Genomic DNA, 18,071 nt, shown 5'->3' with positions numbered 1-18,071 from the left:
ACCAGAACAGGAGATTGCTCTTACTGCCCACAGCCGGTACGTCACGATGTTCAAAGCGCTTGTCGTGTGCTTATTCCTGGCGTCGATCATTTACGTGCATTTGCGCGGAAGCGAGCGCCACCGGTTCCGCAAGCAGTTGTTCGACCATTCCGCATTCCTGGCGCCGCTGAACGTGATGCTCTACATGCTGTCGCGGGTGCCGACCAAGCCCTACATCAGCGTGGATGAGTTCGAGGGACTGCGCGAACTCGAAAAGCACTGGGAGACGATCCGCGACGAAGCCGAGGCCCTTGCCGCATTGCGCCGCATCAAGGCTTCGGAGAAGAACGATGACGCGGGGTTCAACTCGTTCTTCAAGCATGGCTGGAAGCGCTTCTATCTCAAGTGGTATGAAGAAGCGCCGCCCTCCGCCGCGCTCTATTGCCCCCGCACCGTCGAACTGCTGCAGCGCGTGCCTTGCATCAAGGGCGCGCTGTTTGCCGAACTCCCTCCGGGCTCCGAACTGAAGCGCCATCGCGATCCGTATGCCGGGTCGCTGCGGTATCACCTGGGGCTGTCGACGCCTAACGACGATCGCTGCCGGATATGGGTCGACGGGGAACCCTATAGCTGGCGCGATGGCGCGGGCGTGGTGTTCGACGAGACCTTCATCCACTGGGTGCGCAACGACACCGACCGCTCCCGGCTGATCCTGCTGTGCGACGTGGAGCGGCCTTTGCGCTTTCGCTGGGCAGAGGCGCTGAATCGCGCGTTCGCGCGCCACGTGATGACGGCCGCGGCGTCGCCCAACGATTCGGGCGACCGCACCGGGCTGATCAGCAAGCTCTTCTACGTCTCGCTCGTGACGGGACGCCTTCGCCGCCGGTTCAAGTCGTGGAACCCGATGGTCTACACCTTCACGCGCTATGGCTTGATGGTGCTCGTGGCTGCGGTCCTGATCAGGTGGTGACCTTCGGCGCGATCAGGCTCGAAGCCATCGAAAGATCCTTCAGCCAGGCCGCCCAGGCTTCTTCGCGCTGCGACGGATCGCCGCGCAGCAGCGCCGACGGATGCAGCGTGACGAGCACGCGGCGCCCTGCCGGGTCGGCTTGCCAGCTACCGCGCTCCCGCAAGACCGCAACCGGGCGCTGCAGAAGCGCGCGCGCTGCCGTGCCGCCCAGCGCAAGAAAGGCTTTGGGTCGCACCAGCTCGATCTCATCCTCCAGCCAATGCCGGCAAGCATCGATCTCGCGCTGGGCTGGCGTCTTGTGCATCCGGCGCTTGCCGCGCAGCTCGTACTTGAAGTGCTTGACGGCGTTGGTGACGTAGAGCTTTTCGCGGCGCCATCCGAGTTCGGCAGCGGCGCGGTCGAAGAGCTTCCCGGCCGGCCCGATGAAGGGCCTTCCCGCCAGGTCTTCCTTGTCGCCCGGCACTTCGCCCACGACCATCAGAACGGCCCGCAGCGGCCCCTCGCCGACCACGGATTGCGTCGCCAGCGCGCCCAGAGGGCACTCGCGACAGGCGTTGGTCGCCTTGCGCAGCGCCTCGATGCCGCGCGGACTGTGCGCCACAGCATCGGATGCGGACGCACGCGTCATGATCTTTCGAGACCGGCCACCACTTTGTCGAGCGTCAGCGGGTAGTCGCGAATGCGAACGCCGCAAGCGTTGTAGACGGCATTGGCGACCGCCGCGCCCGCCCCGCAGATGCCGAGTTCGCCCACGCCCTTGATCTTGAGCGGGTTGGCCTTGTCGTCGACTTCGGGCAGGAAATAAGCCTCGACGCGCGGAGTGTCGGCATGGGTCGGGACGTGGTATTCGGCCAGGTCGTGATTGACGAAGAACCCGTAGCGCGGGTCGAGGGCGGCCTCTTCATGCAGCGCATTGCCCACGCCCCAGATCATGGCGCCGATGGCCTGGCTGGTCGCGGTCTTCTGATTCAGGATGCGGCCAGCGGCAAAGACGCCGAGCATCCTGCGCAGACGAATCTCTCCGGTGTCCATGTCGACCGAGACTTCGGCGAAGTGCGCGCCATAAGCCTGCTGCGAATACTTCTTCGTCATGTCGCCGGGCTTGATTTCTCCGTCTGCCTGCAATCCCAGCGTGCCGGCGACGGCACCGAGCGGCTCCGAGCGTCCCGCTGCGACCACTTTGCCGTTCTCGAAGCGCGCCTCCGTGGCGGCGACGTTCATGCGACGCGCCAGTTTCTGTCGCAGGTTCATGCAGGCGTCGTAGAGCCCCGATCCGGCGCTCGCGGCGCCGAAGGAGCCGCCCGAGCCGGGCGTTTCCGGAAAGTCGCTGTCGCCGAGCTGCATGCGCACCATGCGCACGGGCAGGCCCATCATTTCCGCGGCAATCTGCGACAGCACGGTGTAGCTGCCGGTACCGATGTCGGTCATCGCCATGCGCACGGTCAGTTGGCCGTCCTTGTCCAGATAGAGCGTGCATTTGGAGTCCCGCAAGAAGTTGCCGCGCGTGGACGCCGACATGCCGATGCCGATCCATGAGCGACCTTCTCGCCGCGAGGCCGGAACGGCTTTGCGCTGGCTCCAGCCGAAGCGCTCGGCCCCTTCCTGCATGCAGCGCACGAGTTGCCGCGTCGAATACGGAACGTTCTTTTCCGGGTCCATCTTCGGCTCATTGCGGATGCGCAATTCGATCGGGTCCATGCGCAATGCCTCGGCCAGCTCATCCATGGCACCTTCGAGAGCGAGCATGCCCACGGCTTCGCCCGGCGCGCGGGTTGAATCGGAAACGGGCAAGTCGAGCTTGGCCGAGCGGTGTGCACTCATGCGATTGGGCGCCGCGTAGAGCGACCGGGTCTGCGCGCTCGCGCTCTCGTAGAAGTTGTCGAAGCGCGCACTGTGCGACCAAGTCTCGTGCCCGATCGCGATGAGTTGCCCTTGGGGGGTAGCCCCGAGCCGCACGCGCTGGATGGTCTGGCTGCGGTGTGTGGCGAGGTGAAACATCTGCTGGCGCGTCATCGCCGTCTTGACGGGACGATCGAGTTGCCGGGCGGCCAAGGCCGACAGCATGACGTCGCCATAGACAGGGAGCTTGCCGCCGAAGCCGCCCCCGATGTAGCGGCTCACGACACGCACCTTGTCGGGCGGAATCTGCAGCGTGGCCGCGACCGCCTTCTTCGCGCTGACAAGAAGCTGCGCCGAGCAATGCACGGTCAGGTTGCCGTCTCTCCAGTAGGCGAGCGTCGCGTGCGGCTCCATCTGCGCGTGGATGTAGTGCGGTGTGGTGTAGGTGGCGTCGATCTTGATGGGAGCGTCCGCGAAACCGAGAGCGAAGTCGCCGACCGCGCTGTCCGCCTTCTTCTCGGCGGTGTCGGCGGGTTTTAGTGCCTTGTTCTTGTCGAGCAAGAAGTCGCCCCGGCTGGTGTCGTAGCGGACGCGGACCAGACCGGCCGCAGCGCGCGCCTGCTCGAAGCTTTCCGCAACGACGAAGGCGACGGGCTCGCCGTAGTAGCGAAGCCGATCGCTCGCGAGCTGGGGCGATGACCTGCCATAGCGGTCCTGAGCTTCCACAGGACCCCAGGGTGCCTGTGCAGGCGCATTGCGGTGCGTGTAGACGAGCAGCACGCCAGGTGCGCGCTCAGCGGCCGATGTGTCGATGTCGGCCACACGGCCGAAAGCCGAGGACTCGACGATATCGCCGTAGGCCGCGCGCTTGCCCCCGTCTTGCACCTCATAGGCATACGGTGCCGTGCCCGTCACCTTGAGCCTGCCGTCGACGCGGTCGATCGGCTTGCCAATCAATCCCTCGCGGTTGTCGTCGATCGGATTGGTAGCGGAAGGTGCGGTCATCTCCACGATCTGCTCTCCTTCAGGCGCTGGCTTCGGCGGCGACCGCGGCCAATGTGCGCCGCGCCAGCGGAATCTTGAAATCGTTGTGCCCGAAGCCGCGCGCCCCTTGCAGCATCTGGTCGGCGGCACGGTTCCAGCTCGCCTCGTTCGCGTTGGCACCGGTCAGCGATGCTTCGGCCGACTCGACACGCCAGGGCTTGTGCGCCAACCCGCCCATGGCGAAGCGAGCCGTCCGGACCCGTCCGCCGTTCGCATCCACAATGGCGGCCACTGAAACCAGCGCAAAAGCATAGGACGCGCGATCGCGCACTTTTCGGTAGACGTGATGCCCGCCAACGGGCGCCGGCAGTGTCACGGCAATGATCATTTCGCCGGGCGCGAGGTTCGTATCCCGTTGCGGCTCATTGCCGGGCAGCCGATGAAAGTCGGCAATCGGAATGACCCGCCGGCCGCCGCTGGAAGAGATCGTCTCCACCTTGGCATCGAGCACCCGCATCGCAACGGCCATGTCCGAAGGGTGCGTCGCGATGCATTGCTCGCTGGTGCCGAGCACCGCATTCATGCGGTTGTAGCCGCCGATGGCCGAGCAGCCCGATCCGGCCAGCCGCTTGTTGCAAGGCTTGGAGGTGTCATAGAAGTAGTTGCAACGCGTGCGCTGCAGCAGGTTGCCGCCGGTCGTCGCCTTGTTGCGCAACTGCCCCGATGCGCCCGCCAGCAGCGCACGACTCAAGACCGCATAGTCGCGCCGCACGCGCGGATCGGCCGCCAAGTCGGCATTGCGCACCATCGCTCCGATGCGCAACCCGCCGTCGGGGGTCGTATCGACCGTCTCCAGCCCGAGTCTGTTGATGTCGACCAGATGCACCGGCGTCTCGATCTGCAGCTTCATCAAGTCGAGAAGATTGGTGCCGCCGGCAATGAATTTCGCGCCCGGCTTCGCAGCAGCCGCGGCGGCGGCAGCGGGCGACGCGGCGCGTTCATAGGTGAACGCCTTCACGAGCGGCTCCTTGCAACTTCCTTGATCGCCGCGACGATGTTCGGATAGGCGCTGCATCGGCAAAGATTTCCGCTCATGCGCTCACGGATCTCTTCGTCGGCCAACGTGACCGGCGCGCCGAGATCGCGCGTGACATGACTGGGCATGCCCCGGTCGGCTTCCCCGAGCATGCCGATGGCCGAACAGATCTGACCCGGCGTGCAGTAGCCGCACTGGAAGCCGTCGTGCGCCAGAAAGGCTTGCTGCACTGGGTGAAGCCGGTCGCCATCGGCAAGCCCTTCGACGGTGGTGATGCGCTGGCCGTCGTGCATGACCACGAGCGAGAGGCACGAATTGATGCGGCGCCCTTCGACAAGCACGGTGCAAGCACCGCACTGGCCGTGGTCACAGCCCTTCTTGGTGCCGGTCATGCCGAGGTTTTCGCGCAAGGCGTCCAGCAGCGTCGTGCGCGTGTCGACTTCGAGGCGATGCGCAGTCCCATTGACTTCCACTTGGACGGCGGCGTGTTGCGGTGCAAGATCGACTTGCTCGCCGCGATCGATGGTGGCCGGCTGGGCGCTTGCATGATTGCCCGCGCGCAACGCCACCAGGGCCGCGCCGGTCTGGAACAGCGAGCGACGCGACATTGCCCAGGCGGACTCGGCGGGATCACGCGAGGCGGGATCGTCCATATTGGCTCCTGACAGCTAGAGCGCAGGTATGCCGCCGCACGAAGTCCGCGTTGATCAGGCTCCATGCCGACGGCATGTAGTCCGCGACTGTCCTCCCGCGCTAGACCTTCTGGAGTGCGGTCTTGATGTCTTCGATGCTCGCGGGCTTGGCCACATGAGCGTTGAAGCCCGCCTCCAGCGCGCGTCGGGCATCCGCGCGGCGTCCGAAGCCGGACATTGCGATGGCGATCATCCGGCTGGTTTCCGGCCGCCGCCGAACCTCGGAGACGAACTGGTAGCCATCCATTTCGGGCATGCCCAGGTCCGAGATGAGCACGTCGTAGCTGTTCGCCGAGAGCAGGTCCAGCCCCGCCCTGGCGCTGTTGGCGACGTCGACATAGGCGCCTTCGAGGCGAAGCACTTCGGCGAACGGAAGCAGGCTTTCGGCGTGGTCGTCGACCGCAAGCACCCGAAGCTTCCTGAAATCGACCTCGGCAGACTCCACCGCCGGTGCGGGCGCCACGACCGACCCATGCATCGGCAGCCACACACTGAACCGCGCGCCCTGCCCGATGCCCTCCGAGGCCACTTCGACGCGTCCGCCGTGGGCGCGCGCAAGCTCCTCGACCAGCGCCAGGCCGATGCCCAGACCGCCGTTGCGGGCATTCGCGTCGACGTCGGCCTGGTTGAACATGCCGAACACGCGCGGCAGGTCCTCCTTGGCGATCCCGCAGCCGCTGTCGGCCACGGTGATCCTGACCTGCTCGTTCTCTTCTTCGGCGGACACCGAGATGCGGCCGCCATCGGGCGTGAACTTGACCGCGTTGCTCAGCAGGTTCCAGACGATCTGCTCGATGCGCACGCGATCGCCCACGCATGCGATGCTCGGCGCACATTTCACGTCCAGCACGAAGCGCTTGCTCGGCACTTCCCGCGTCGCGGCGGTTGCCAGCGTCTGGATCAATTCGCTCAGATCCACCGCCACGCGCTTGAGCCGCAGCTTGCCCGTCCTGATGCGCGAGAGGTCCAGCAAGTCGTTGATGATTCGCGTCTGGCTCGCCACCGCCCGCTTGATGGTGTCGCCGATCGACTTGACCTTGGGATGCTCTTCCGCCGCCGGCAGGCGCGTCAACAGCTCGACGTTCATCTGGATGAGGTTCAGCGGCTGCTTCAGCTCGTGCGACATCACGGCCAGGAACCTGTCCTTGAGCTCGTTGGCCATCTGCGCCGTCAGGCTCGCCTTCTTTTCCTTGAAGATGCGCTGCTCCTGGGCGAGCTCCTGCCGCTTGGAGCCGGTCATGTCGCGCGCGATCTTGGCAAAGCCGCCGCCGGAGGCGCTGTCGAGCGGGGTCATCACGCCGCTGCAGAAGAAGCGGCTGCCGTCCTTGCGGCGGTGCCAGCGCTCGTCCTCCGACCGCCCTGTTTCGGCGGCGGTGCGCATTTCGCGCTCGGGCACGCCGCTGGCCTGGTCCTCGGGTGTGAAGATGCGGCCGATGGGCTGGCCCAGCATCTCCCGTTCCTCATAGCCGAAAGTGCGCTCGGCGCCGGCATTCCACGTTGCGATGATTCCTTGCGAGTCGGTGGTGATGATCGCGAAATCGCGCGTGGTCGCCGCCACCACTTTCAGGCGTTCTTCGCCTTCTCTTGCGCGTTCCTCAGCCCTTCGCAGTTCGGTGACGTCGAAGAAATTGAGGATCGCGCCTTCGATCCGGTCTTCTGCCGTGCGGTACGGCAGGATCTTCGCCAGGTAGTGGTGCCCTTCCTCGCCCGTCACATACCGTTCGGTGATTCGCAGATCCCTGAAGGCGGACGCTGTGTCTTCGGCCAGTTGCGGGTAGTCCAGCTGGCTGGTGATGTCGAACAGCGAGCGCCCCAGATCGGTAGGGATCAGGTTGAACAGCTTGCTCGCATGAGGCGTGTAGCGCTTTACCCGCATGCCGCGGTCGACGAACACGGTGGCAATCTCCGACGAGGCGATGAGATTCTGCAAGTCGTCATTGATATGACCGCGTTCCTCGACCTTGACCTTGAGCTCGTAGTTGACGGTGACGAGCTCCTCGTTCATTGACTGCAGTTCTTCCTTGCTCGTTTCGAGTTCTTCGGTGGCGGAACGCAGCTCCTCGTTGATGGCCTGCAGCTCCTCGTTCGAAGCCTTCAGTTCTTCCGTCGATGTTTCGGAGCCTTCGATGGTGTCCTGCAAATCCAACTTGAGCTGCTGGATCTCCTCTTCGAGCTGCTTGATCAACTGCGCGCGCGCGAGGTCCGGCGGCTCTCCATCCGCGGGCCGCATGCTTTCCTCGACCTCGTCGAAGACCACCAAGGTCAGCGGGGCCCCGCTCCAGTCGGGCGGCAACGGGCGGACGATGATGTTCAGGTAGACCTGCCGACCGTCCTGCTTGCGTTGTGCAACGCGCGTCTCGACGCTGCGGTTGGCCTGCGCGGCCTTGAACAAGGCCGTGCGCAATTCGAGCCGAAGATCCTCGCGGACATTGACCAGCAGGTTGTCGGAGGGCTCACCGCTCGGACGTTCCAGGTAGCGCCCCACGCCGTTGGAGAGGTGCAAGACCATGTGGTTCTTGTCGATCAACACGCTAGGTGGTGCGTATTGCTCCAGCGCACGCTGGTGAAGCGCCGTGAAACTGGGGCGCTCGGCGTTGCGCACGGCCTGCTTCGCCGTCGATGCGCTTGGCAGTCCGCTGTCCGCTGGCGAATCGCCGATCAGTGCCACCTGGCGCCGCGGCGCAGCGCCGGGATTGCCGCGAAAGATGCGGTTTTTCTTGTCGATCGAAACAAAGAGTTCGCCCGCCGCCTCGGTCGACTCCGACGAGCCAAGGAAGAGAACACCCTCCGGGTTGAGCGATGCCCGAAAAAGCTCGAGCACGCGCGCTTGGGCGCTGCGATCGAGATAGATGAGCAGGTTGCGGCAGCAGATCAGATCCAATCGCGAAAACGGCGGGTCGCGCAACAGGTTATGGACCGCGAAGAGCACCGGCTCTCGAACCGCCTTGGCGACGCGGTATTGGTCCTGTTCCTTGGTAAAGAACTGCCTCAGACGCGCCGCGGACATGTCTTCGACGATGCCCTCCGCATAGAGGCCCTTGCGCGCGACATTGATTGCCCGCTCGTCGATGTCGGTGGCAAAGATCTGGATGTCGAGCTGCTTCGATTGCGCGTCGAGTTGTTCGTGCAGCAAGATGCTGAGCGAATAGGCCTCCTCGCCGGTCGCGCACCCGGCCACCCACACGCGCAATTGTTCGCCCGCCGCCTTCCGCTCTATGAGCTGCGGGATCACCTCTTGCTGCAACGCCTCGAAAGGCTCGCGGTCGCGGAAAAAGTTGGTCACGCTGATCAACATGTCCTGCAGCAGGGGGCCGGCTTCCTCGGCGTGTTCCTGCAGATAGTGCTGGTAAGCGGGCAGGGTGGACAGCCGATTCACCTGCATTCGCCGCTCGATGCGCCGCAGTACGGTCGCGCGCTTGTAGTGCCGGAAATCGTGCCGGGTGTAGGTCCGCAGCAGGCCCATGATTTCGCGCAGGGCGGCCCCCGCCCTTCGGTTCGTTTCGTCGTCGGAGGGCTCGTTGATGTTCGGCGAGACCCATCGCACGTCGGGCAGCTGGACCTTGCGGGCATTGCTCCACAGCTCCATCAGCCGCTCGCCCATGTTCCCCGCCGGCAAGACGAAATCCACCATGCCCGTTGCGATGGCGGCGCGCGGCATGCCGTCGTGCAGCGCGTCTTCAGGCAACTGCGCGACGGTGATGCCTCCCATTTCCTTGACGCGCGTGAGGCCGACGGCACCATCGCTTCCGGTTCCCGACATGACGATGCAGATCGCCCTTTCCCGGTGAACCTGCGCCAAGGTGCGAAAGAAGATATCGATTGCCACGTGCGGCCCGGCGGCCCGTTGGCGATGCGCCACGCGAAGATGGCCGTCGTCCATCGTGAGGTCCACGCCCGGCGGGATGACATAGACGTGATTGGCCTCGATCCGCATCGGCTGCTTGACCTGCACGACCTTCATCTGCGTTGCGCGCTGAAGAATTTCCGCAGCACTGCTTTCGTGCTCCGGCGACAGGTGAAAAATCGTAACGAAAGCCATGCCGGAGTCGGCGGGGACATGCTCTAAAAAGCTGAGAAGCGCTTCCAGCCCGCCCGCCGAGGCGCCGATGCCGATCACGGGAAAGCTGAGCGAACTCGGCGTGAGCTCGTCGGCCTCCGGCGCAAGGGCGGAATCAAGGAGAGGCTTGGTCATGGATGTTTCGGCTCGAACTCAGCGTGAGCCATGATGATGGCCCAATTCCAGCCGCTTGGCGACATGCCGGAGCGGGGGTCTAGAAAGAGAATAAGGTCTGGCGATGTCCCGCGTCATCGAGAACTCTGCGCAGTGATGTGCGTCGACTATCACCTCCCATGAGATCAGCTTGCTTCTTCGGCCGCGCGCGCGTTCGCAAGCGTGGTCTGCCAGGGGTTGCCCGGCACAGTGGGCGTCGCGCGTGGACTGCACCATGCGCTAGTCGCTAACGGCGCACGCGTTGGGCGGCTATCGCGTGCAGGGCAAGAGCATTGAACAAGAACGGAGACGCTCAGACATTCACGAAGTTATGAATCTTCCTGGTGGCTGCATGCAATCTCAGGCGAGCCCGAGCGTTTTTCTGAGGCTGGAATCGACGGGACCGGCAGGCATGAAGCGGCGCAGCTTGCTCAACAGGGACGCCTGTCCGGGCGGAGTGCAACGCATGCGCCACTCGCCAAGCGCCGCTTCGACGATCGTGCTTGCCACGCCATCGGGTTCGGGAGCACCGCTGACCGTGTCGGCGAAAGAGCGCGATACGAGCTCGCGCTCGCGTTCGTAGTCAGAGATCCTTGACTTTGCGCGGGGCGAATTGGCTTCCAGATTGGTCCTCGTGTAAGCGGGTTGGACCAGCGTGACGCGGATGCCGAACTGGCGTACCTCATGATCCAGAGTTTCGGACAGTCCCTCCACGGCATGCTTCGAAGCCGAATAGAGTCCCATGTACGGGGCCGGAAGAAAGCCGAGCACCGAACTGACATTGACGATCCTCCCGCGACGCTGTGCGCGCATGTGGGGGAGCACTCCCTGTGTCGTTCGCAGGATGCCGAGCACGTTTGTGTCAAACAACGTTGCCGCCTCGGTGATCGCAGTTTCCTCCACCGCGCCGATCATGGTCACTCCCGCGTTGTTGACGAGCACGTCGATGCGCGTAGTCTGGCCGATGATTGATCGGATGCCCGATTGAACGGAAGCTTCGTCGCGAACATCCATCTCGACAAGAAGGAGGCCGGCAACTCGGGGAGCTTTCGTGATGTCGCGCACGGTGCCGAATACCTGGCAACCGCGCTTGACGAACTTCTCTGCAGCGACGCGTCCGATACCTGATGACACGCCGGTAACCACGACAACTGTCGAATTCGACATTGCAGTCCTTTCGATGGAGGTGAATGAGAATGAGGAGCGGATCAGCGGCGGGACGAGCCCTGCGGATAGGCTTTTCTTGCGCCCGCCATAACAAGCGCCCAGATGGACGCCTTGCTTGCCGGCTTCTCGTCCACAGATCGGCCACCGTGGCCGGGCCTGATCTTGAACCAGATGGAATACATGGCCGGCAGGAACACCAGAGTCAGGACCGTTCCCGCCAGAGTGCCACCGATCAGCGTGTAAGCGAGCGCTCCCCAGAACACCGAATGGGTCAACGGAATGAACGCCAGGATCGCCGCCAACGCGGTCAGGATCACCGGTCGGGCACGCTGCACGGTGGCCTCGACGACCGCACGATGGGGATCCAGCCCAGCCTGTTGGTTCTGGTGGATCTGCCCGATCAGAATCAGCGTATTGCGCATCAGGATGCCCGACAGTGCAATCAGGCCGACCAGTGCGTTGATGCCGAAAGGCTGCTGAAACAGAATCAGCGTTGGCACGACGCCGATCAGCCCGAGCGGGCTGGTCAGGAAGACCATGACCATGGCGGAGATCGAGCGCACCTGAAAGATGATGACGAGCAGAGTCAAAGCCAGCATGATCGGGAACAGCGGCAGCATGGCTTTGGTCGCCTTCGCTGATTCCTCAATGGAGCCCGCCTGCTCGATGCGATAGCCGCCTGGCAGCGTGTCGATCATCGGCTGGAGTTGCTGCGTGATGGCTGTCGAAACGTCCGGCGGCTGCAAACCATCGGCGATGTCGCCGTGCACGGTGATCGTCGGCATTCGATCGCGCCGGCGCATCATGGGCTCCTCCATGACTACATTGACTTCGCCCACCTGCGACAGAGGGATGCGTTGCCCATTGACGCCGGTGAGCGTGAAGTCCGCGATCCTCGCCGGGTCGAGACGGATGGCGCCTGCCGAACGGGCCACGACCTGCACCGTGCGAATGTCCTCGCGCACGGCGGTGACAGGCACTCCGTTCAAAAAGAACTGCAGTTGCTGCGCCACGGCACTAGAGCTCAGCCCGAAGGCCTGCAATCGGTCTTGGTGCAAGGTGAAGTGCAAGGTGGGCGTGCGCGTGCCCCAGTCCGTGTTGACAGTACGCATCATCGGGCTGGCATCCATGACCTGCTGCACCTCGGCCGCAATCTTGCGCAGCTTGTCCGGGTCCGGCCCGCTGATCCGGTAGGCGACCGGAAACGGCGAGTACGGCCCGAACACGAGTTGCGTGACACGCACGCGCGCCTCAGAGGCCAGGCCATCGGCGATCGCCTGGCGCAGTCGGTGTTTCAACGCCTCGCGCTCATCCTGGCTGCCCGTACGGACCACGATCTTGGCAAATGAGGGGTCCGGCAGCTCGGGTCCCATCGCGAAGTAGAAGCGTGGTGCGCCTTGCCCGACGTAAGCCGTGACGATCTGTGCTTCCTTCTGTGTGGCCAGCCACGCTTCCACCTTCGCCGTGGCGCTGCTGGTCTGCGCGATCGAAGTGCCATAGGGCATCTGCACCTCGACCAGGACTTCGGGTCTGTCGGAAATCGGGAAGAACTGCTTCTTGACGATGCCCATGCCGAATATGGCCATGACGAAAAGGCTCACCACGGCGCCGGCGACCAGCCACTTGCGAGCGATGACGCGACCCAGCACTTGACGCAAGCGGTTGTAGCGCGGCGTGTCGTAGATCGCGGCGTGGCCGCCTTCGACCACCTTGAAATGAGGCAGCAGCTTGACGCCCAGGTAGGGTGTGAAAACCACCGCGACCAGCCAGGAGGCGATCAGTGCGATGCCGACGATCCAGAACATGTTGCTCGTGTATTCGCCCGCGGTGGAGGGGGCGAAGCCGTTGGGCATGAAGCCGATTGCGGTCACCAGCGTGCCCGCGAGCATCGGCGCTGCGGTATGGCTCCATGCATACGCGGAGGCGGCGACGCGGCTGTAGCCCTCTTCCATCTTCACGACCATCATTTCGATGGCGATGATGGCGTCGTCCACCAGCAGTCCCAACGCCAGGATCAGGGAGCCCAGGGTGATGCGGTCGAAGTTCTTGCCGGTGGCGGCCATCACGATGAAGACCACCGCCAAGGTCAGCGGCACCGCTGCGGCGACCACGAGACCCGCGCGCCAGCCCATGCTCACGAAGCTCACCAGCATGACCACCAGCAGCGCGGCAAAGAACTTGACCATGAACTCGTCGACCGCGGCGCTGATGTTGACGGCTTGGTCCGTGACCTTGGTCAAGCTCATGCCCACAGGCAGCTCGGCGTTAACCGCACCGACCTCCTTGTCCAGGGCCTTGCCCAGGTCGAGCCCGTTCCAGCCTTCTCGCATGACGACGCCCAGCAGCAGGGCCGGCTCGCCGCCGCTGCGGATCATGAAGCTCGCCGGATCTTCATAGCCACGCTCGACGGTGGCGACGTCTGAAAGCTTCAGTGTCCGACCCTGCGCTACGACCGGCGTGTCGCGAATCTTCTGCAATTCGTTGAAAGGGCCGTCAAGGCGAATGAACACCTGTGGCCCCTGGGCGTCGACGGAGCCAGCCGGCGTCAGGGCGTTCTGGCCATTGAGCGCAGCGAACACGTCCTGCGGGCTGATGCCCAACGTGGCCAGGCGCTCATGTGAGAACTCGACATAGATTCGCTCGGATTGCTCGCCGGCGATGTTGACCTTCTTCACACCGGGCACATGCAAAAGCCGCTGGCGCAGCGTCTCGGCGTCGCGCACCAGCAGGCGCTGCGGTTCGCCCTTTGCCTTGAGCGCGAACAGAGCAAAGGTGACATCAGCGTATTCGTCGTTGACCATCGGTCCGATCACACCAGGCGGAAGGTTGCCTGCCTCGTCGCCGACTTTCTTGCGGGCTTGGTAGAACTGCTCCTGCACTTGCGAAGGCGGTGTGCTGTCGAGCAAGGTCAAGGTCGTGAAGGCCAAGCCAGGTCTTGTGTAGGTCTCCGTCCGGTCGTACCAGCGCAGCTCCTGCATGCGCTTTTCGATCTTCTCGGCGACCTGGTCCTGCATTTCCTGCGCGGTGGCGCCGGGCCAGGCCGTGATGATGGTCATCACCTTGACCGTGAAAGCCGGGTCTTCCGCTCGGCCCAGCTTGAAGAACGAAACGAGACCCGCCAGCGACACCAGGCAGATCAGAAAGAGTGTGATGGAGCGCTCGCGGACCGCGAGCGCAGACAGGTTGAAACGGCCTTCGCTCACGGGCGGACTCCCTCCGTCGCAGCGGCGGCAGCTTGGCCGGCCACGCGAACCCGCTCGCCTTCGCGCAACAGGTGCGCGCCGAGCGCGACGATCCGGTCGCCTTGTTTGAGCTGGCCGGCGACGAGTGCGCCATCGTCATCCAGGCGCTGAACCGCAACCGGTTGCCAGTGAACCTTCGCCGGCTCGCCGCTGATGACCCACACCCCCGGCCCCTTGCCTGCATCGAACAGGGAGCCAATCGGCACCTGCAAGCCATCTTGCGCAGAGGAATCTCTATCCGGAATCCGAACGGTGACCGTGGCACCCAGTGGTGCATTGGCGAGATCTCCGTTCAGCACGTACCGCGCCTCGAAGGTGCGGGTCAGCCGATCCGCAGCATTCGAGAGTTGCCGGAGGGTGGTCGGCACGCTGACGCCCTCTTTGCCGAACAGCGTGGCCTGTCCGGCGGAGCCTATCGCCGGGCGCAGGGTTTCAGGCAACTGGACGATTGCCTCGCGAGCTCCGGCGCGGGCTAGGCGGACCACGGCCTGTCCGGCATTGACCACCTGGCCGGGTTCGGCCAGAGTTTCCACGACCACACCATCGCCGTCGGCTACCAGCTCCGCATAGCGGCTCGCATTGCGAGCCACGTCGGCCTGGGCCTCGGCCGCGCTGAGTTGGGCCTTGGCGGCATCCGCCGCGGCCTTGATCTGGTCGTAGGCCGAAGCCGATACCGCGCCGGTTCCACGCAGATCGCGGTAGCGGACTTCGTCCTCCGCCGTCTGCCGCGCCCGCGCTCGCGCAGCGGCGACCCCCTCCTGCTGCGCACGCGCCGCGAGCTTCAGATCGACCGGGTCGATGCGCATGAGCAACTGGCCGCGCTTGACGACCTGGCCCGCATCTACGAGCCGCTCGAGCACTTTGCCGGAGACGCGAAACCCCAGGTCGCTCTGGACCCGAGCAGCTACGGTCCCGGTGAAGGAGCGCGATGAGGCGCTTGCCCCCTGAAGGGTGGCGGCACGCACCAGCGGCGCTTCCGAGCGCGGATCAGGTTGCGCCTTCTCACCGCAAGCGACTAACCCACATGGCAATGCGCAGATGACTGTAGAGATAACGAGGAGGCGCCGAAGCATGAGAGGCCCAGGAGTGAGTTGATCGGGACCTCCATTTTGATGCTTGTGACCATTTCAGTCAATCGTCACAACGACGTCAGGGTGACAAGCTGCGCAGCACCAGGCCAGACAGTTGAGCCGGCGCCTCGGCCGTGTAGGCGAAGCTATGCTGCAGGAGCAGCGGATTGACGTAGGGGTGCATGACCAGGTAGACGGCGATCGCGGTCTCGTCCAGAGGCGTTTTGCGCTCGAACTCGCCCGTCTCCCGCCCTTCCCGCAAGATGTCCTGAAGCAATTGCCGTATCCACGCTTCGTGGTCGAGTGCCGCCTGCCAGCGCTCAGTGGCTGCAGAAGCTGCAATCTCATAGAGCTTGCGATCCTGGGAGAACAAGCGCAGGCTCGCCTCGACCACTGCCTTGAACATCCGCCGCAGCTTCTCGGCCGGCCGGTCGGCGCCGTCCACGGCCGTCCTGATCTCGACTTGGATCTCGCGCAGGCAGTTCGCACAGATCATCTCGCCGATGGCTTGCTTGGATTCGAAGAACTTGTAGATGTAGGCCTTGGAAAAGCCGATGGCCTTGGCGAGATCGGAGACGGTCGTCTTCTCGTAGCCATAGCGGCTGAAGTGCTCGGTCGCCGCAGCAACGATCTGGTCGCGCACTTCGTGATCGGCCGGGCCTCGAGCCGGAACGGGAGAACTGGTTGCTTTGTTCATGTCTCACAGCTTACCGCGACGGTCGAAAATCACCAACTAGTGACCAATTTGGACTATAGTCACGTCCCGGACACGTTTTCTGCTGCTCCGGAAGAAGCCCATGCCCAAACGCACCCTCGTCGCGCTCATCACAGCCAGCCTCCTGGCAGGCTGCGCAGTCGGCCCCGACTACGTCCGGCCCGAAACGCCCATGCCGGAACAGTACCTGGGCCAGGCGGCAGTGGATCGACGTCCTGCCGCTGCCAGCGCCGACCTCCTTGTATGGTGGACGGGGTTCGGCGACCCGCAACTGACTCGATTCGTGACGCTTGCGCTGGAGCAAAACCTCGATCTGGCGCAGGCTTCCGCCCGCGTCGCTCAAGCGCGCGCGGGACTCGGGGCAGCGAATGCCGCGTTGCTGCCGTCCGGAAACATCAGCGGTCAAGCAGCCAGGGCCTACCGGTCGGTCGAAACGCCGCTGGGACGCGTCCTGAACTCGACGCCCGGCTTCGATCGCTATGGCAACGTCTACGAAGCCAATCTTGGTGCGAGCTGGGAACTGGACGTGTTCGGCGGTCTGCGCCGTGGGCGGGAAGCGGCGCTTGCCGACTACCGGGCTTCGGAAGCAGGCGCGGCCGCCACCCGATTGACCGTGGCGGCACAGACTGCCGACATCTACATCAGTATCCGGGGATTGCAGACCCGGCTTGAGATTGCGCGGCACCAAGTGAGGACGCAGCAGGAGCTGCTCTCCACCGTCAACCTCCTCTATGGCAAAGGGTTGGCAGCCGAACTTCAGGTGCAACAGGCCGAAGGCCAGTTGGCCCAGGTCCGGGCGTCCGTACCCGTCCTGGAAGCAGGCCTGGATGCGGCCATGAACGCGATGGATGTGATGCTCGGGTCGTCGCCAGGCACGCATCGGGCGGAAGTGGCCGATGGCGGCATCATCCCCGCCGCCCCGCAGATCGCGGGCGCGGGTTCGCCAGGTGAGTTGCTCAGGCGCCGGCCCGATCTCATCGCAGCCGAACGCCGCCTTGCCGCATCGAACGCTCGTATCGGCGTTGCGATCTCCGAGTACTACCCCAAGCTCTCCCTGAGTGGACTGATCGGCAGCGCCACATCGGTGTCCGCCGACAACCTGTTCACGAGCGGTGCAAGCCAGGCCGCCGGCGTGCTGGGCCTGCGCTGGCGCCTGTTCGATTTCGGCCGCATCAACGCGCAGATCGAGCTCGCCAAGGGCCAGGACGCCGAGATGCTCGCTGCCTATCGACTGGCCGTGCTGCGTGCAACCGAGGACGTCGAAAACGCCTTCTCGGCCCTGGTCAAGCGAGAGGAGCAGGCCAGCGTGCTCGCGCAGGGGGTGGACTCGCTCGACCGTGCGCGGCGCGCTTCTTTCGCGGCATACCGAAGCGGCGTCGTCAGCTTGATCGAAGTCCTGCAAGCCGACGAAAGCTTGCTACGTGCCTCCGATGCGCGGGCACAGGCGCAGACCGATTCAGCACGCGCTGCGGTGACTGCCTTCAAGGCACTGGGCGGGGGCTGGCAGCCCAACGAATCCCACGTAGCGGCAATCAGATAGCCATCCTCGACTGTCCGCTGGTTAGATGGGGTTGTGTGAAAAGGCTCTCTTGACTGTCACACCAAAAAACTAGATCTGCCAACCCTCAAAGCGAAGTGGCTATGAAGCGTTCGTCCGCACGGTTCCAGATAGGAAGGTAGACTTCGCAGTTCGCCTTTGCACCGGTCCGTCCGACATGTCCTCCCTCGCCGAAACCGACGCCGAAACCACGCACACGGTCGCGGTCGAACTCCGCTTGGTGGCCTCCCAACTGCGCCGCCGTCTGCGGCAGCAGGCATCCGCCGCCGATTGGACCGAATCGCAACGGGCTGTCTTGCTGCGGCTGGAGCGCCACGACCGCGCGACGGTGACCGAACTCGCGCTTGCCGAGGGCGTGCGCTCGCAGTCGATGGGCGCCACCGTGGCGTCGCTGATCGAAGCCGGCTACGTCGAGGGTGCGCCCGACCCGGCAGACGGCAGACGCACGCTGCTTTCTCTCACGCCGCATGCGCGCAAGGTGTTTCGCCAAGTGCGCGCGGCGCGCGAGGACTGGCTGCAACATGCCATCGCGGCGCGCTTTTCCTCTTCCGAACTGAAGCAATTGCAGGGCGCCGTGCGGCTGCTCCAGCGCTTGCTGGACTGACCCAC

At 64.4% G+C, this 18,071-nt stretch carries 12 protein-coding genes; 3 read left to right on the top strand and 9 right to left on the bottom strand.

What is annotated here, in order from left to right:
* Window positions 1-46 precede the first annotated feature (46 nt).
* Window positions 47-949 (top strand): aspartyl/asparaginyl beta-hydroxylase domain-containing protein, encoded by a 903-nt coding sequence (locus AC1DMA_RS07360; protein WP_478143762.1) that lies wholly within the window; start codon window positions 47-49, stop codon window positions 947-949.
* Here AC1DMA_RS07360 and AC1DMA_RS07355 read toward each other — a convergent pair.
* From AC1DMA_RS07355 to AC1DMA_RS07315, 9 genes are all read right to left on the bottom strand, one after another.
* Complete coding sequence (locus tag AC1DMA_RS07355) at window positions 939-1,577, bottom strand: UdgX family uracil-DNA binding protein (RefSeq protein ID WP_478143761.1); 639 nt, start codon at window positions 1,575-1,577, stop codon at window positions 939-941. The two genes, AC1DMA_RS07360 and AC1DMA_RS07355, sit on opposite strands and share 11 nt — an antisense overlap.
* A complete protein-coding gene (locus AC1DMA_RS07350; RefSeq protein ID WP_478143760.1) occupies window positions 1,574-3,799 on the bottom strand; it encodes a molybdopterin cofactor-binding domain-containing protein in 2,226 nt (741 codons plus the stop codon). The genes AC1DMA_RS07355 and AC1DMA_RS07350 overlap by 4 nt, the downstream gene beginning before the upstream one ends.
* A 13-nt stretch (window positions 3,800-3,812) precedes the next feature.
* Window positions 3,813-4,790, bottom strand: coding sequence for an FAD binding domain-containing protein (locus AC1DMA_RS07345; RefSeq protein ID WP_478124465.1), 978 nt, complete (start codon window positions 4,788-4,790; stop codon window positions 3,813-3,815).
* On the bottom strand, window positions 4,787-5,461 hold the full coding sequence (locus AC1DMA_RS07340; RefSeq protein WP_478143759.1) for a 2Fe-2S iron-sulfur cluster-binding protein: 675 nt from the start codon (window positions 5,459-5,461) through the stop codon (window positions 4,787-4,789). The genes AC1DMA_RS07345 and AC1DMA_RS07340 overlap by 4 nt, the downstream gene beginning before the upstream one ends.
* Before the next feature lie 100 nt (window positions 5,462-5,561).
* On the bottom strand, window positions 5,562-9,692 hold the full coding sequence (locus tag AC1DMA_RS07335; protein ID WP_478143758.1) for a CheR family methyltransferase: 4,131 nt from the start codon (window positions 9,690-9,692) through the stop codon (window positions 5,562-5,564).
* 378 nt (window positions 9,693-10,070) lie between these two features.
* Window positions 10,071-10,877: an oxidoreductase gene (locus AC1DMA_RS07330; protein WP_478143757.1), complete on the bottom strand. Its 807-nt coding sequence runs from the start codon at window positions 10,875-10,877 to the stop codon at window positions 10,071-10,073.
* Window positions 10,878-10,918: 41 nt separating this feature from the next.
* Window positions 10,919-14,080: an efflux RND transporter permease subunit gene (locus AC1DMA_RS07325; RefSeq protein WP_478143756.1), complete on the bottom strand. Its 3,162-nt coding sequence runs from the start codon at window positions 14,078-14,080 to the stop codon at window positions 10,919-10,921.
* Window positions 14,077-15,192, bottom strand: a complete 1,116-nt coding sequence (locus tag AC1DMA_RS07320) for an efflux RND transporter periplasmic adaptor subunit (RefSeq protein ID WP_478143755.1) — start codon at window positions 15,190-15,192, stop codon at window positions 14,077-14,079. Before AC1DMA_RS07320 ends, AC1DMA_RS07325 begins: the two co-directional genes overlap by 4 nt.
* A gap of 76 nt (window positions 15,193-15,268) precedes the next feature.
* Complete coding sequence (locus tag AC1DMA_RS07315; protein ID WP_478124459.1) at window positions 15,269-15,886, bottom strand: TetR/AcrR family transcriptional regulator; 618 nt, start codon at window positions 15,884-15,886, stop codon at window positions 15,269-15,271.
* Window positions 15,887-15,986: 100 nt separating this feature from the next.
* On the opposite strand from AC1DMA_RS07315, the gene AC1DMA_RS07310 reads away from it, so the two are divergent.
* Together AC1DMA_RS07310 and AC1DMA_RS07305 are read left to right on the top strand one after the other, a co-directional pair.
* The gene (locus AC1DMA_RS07310) at window positions 15,987-17,444 is read left to right on the top strand and encodes an efflux transporter outer membrane subunit (protein WP_478143754.1); all 1,458 of its coding nucleotides are present in this window, start codon (window positions 15,987-15,989) and stop codon (window positions 17,442-17,444) included.
* A 175-nt stretch (window positions 17,445-17,619) separates the two neighbouring features.
* Window positions 17,620-18,066: a MarR family winged helix-turn-helix transcriptional regulator gene (locus AC1DMA_RS07305; RefSeq protein ID WP_478143753.1), complete on the top strand. Its 447-nt coding sequence runs from the start codon at window positions 17,620-17,622 to the stop codon at window positions 18,064-18,066.
* Window positions 18,067-18,071 lie beyond the last annotated feature (5 nt).

Source organism: Variovorax sp. 05N34, from assembly GCF_056397405.1.
Note: the sequence above shows the minus strand (reverse complement) of the source record. Positions and strands in the feature narration are given on the sequence as shown.

Excerpts from the sequence above, each read along its gene's own strand:
- AC1DMA_RS07360 (WP_478143762.1), top strand. The coding sequence starts at position 47 with ATGTTCAAAGCGCTTGTCGTGTGCTTATTCCTGGCGTCGATCATTTAC.
- AC1DMA_RS07355 (WP_478143761.1), bottom strand. The coding sequence starts at position 1,577 with ATGACGCGTGCGTCCGCATCCGATGCTGTGGCGCACAGTCCGCGCGGC.
- AC1DMA_RS07340 (WP_478143759.1), bottom strand. The coding sequence starts at position 5,461 with ATGGACGATCCCGCCTCGCGTGATCCCGCCGAGTCCGCCTGGGCAATG.
- AC1DMA_RS07335 (WP_478143758.1), bottom strand. The coding sequence starts at position 9,692 with ATGACCAAGCCTCTCCTTGATTCCGCCCTTGCGCCGGAGGCCGACGAG.
- AC1DMA_RS07330 (WP_478143757.1), bottom strand. The coding sequence starts at position 10,877 with ATGTCGAATTCGACAGTTGTCGTGGTTACCGGCGTGTCATCAGGTATC.
- AC1DMA_RS07320 (WP_478143755.1), bottom strand. The coding sequence starts at position 15,192 with ATGCTTCGGCGCCTCCTCGTTATCTCTACAGTCATCTGCGCATTGCCA.
- AC1DMA_RS07315 (WP_478124459.1), bottom strand. The coding sequence starts at position 15,886 with ATGAACAAAGCAACCAGTTCTCCCGTTCCGGCTCGAGGCCCGGCCGAT.
- AC1DMA_RS07310 (WP_478143754.1), top strand. The coding sequence starts at position 15,987 with ATGCCCAAACGCACCCTCGTCGCGCTCATCACAGCCAGCCTCCTGGCA.
- AC1DMA_RS07305 (WP_478143753.1), top strand. The coding sequence starts at position 17,620 with ATGTCCTCCCTCGCCGAAACCGACGCCGAAACCACGCACACGGTCGCG.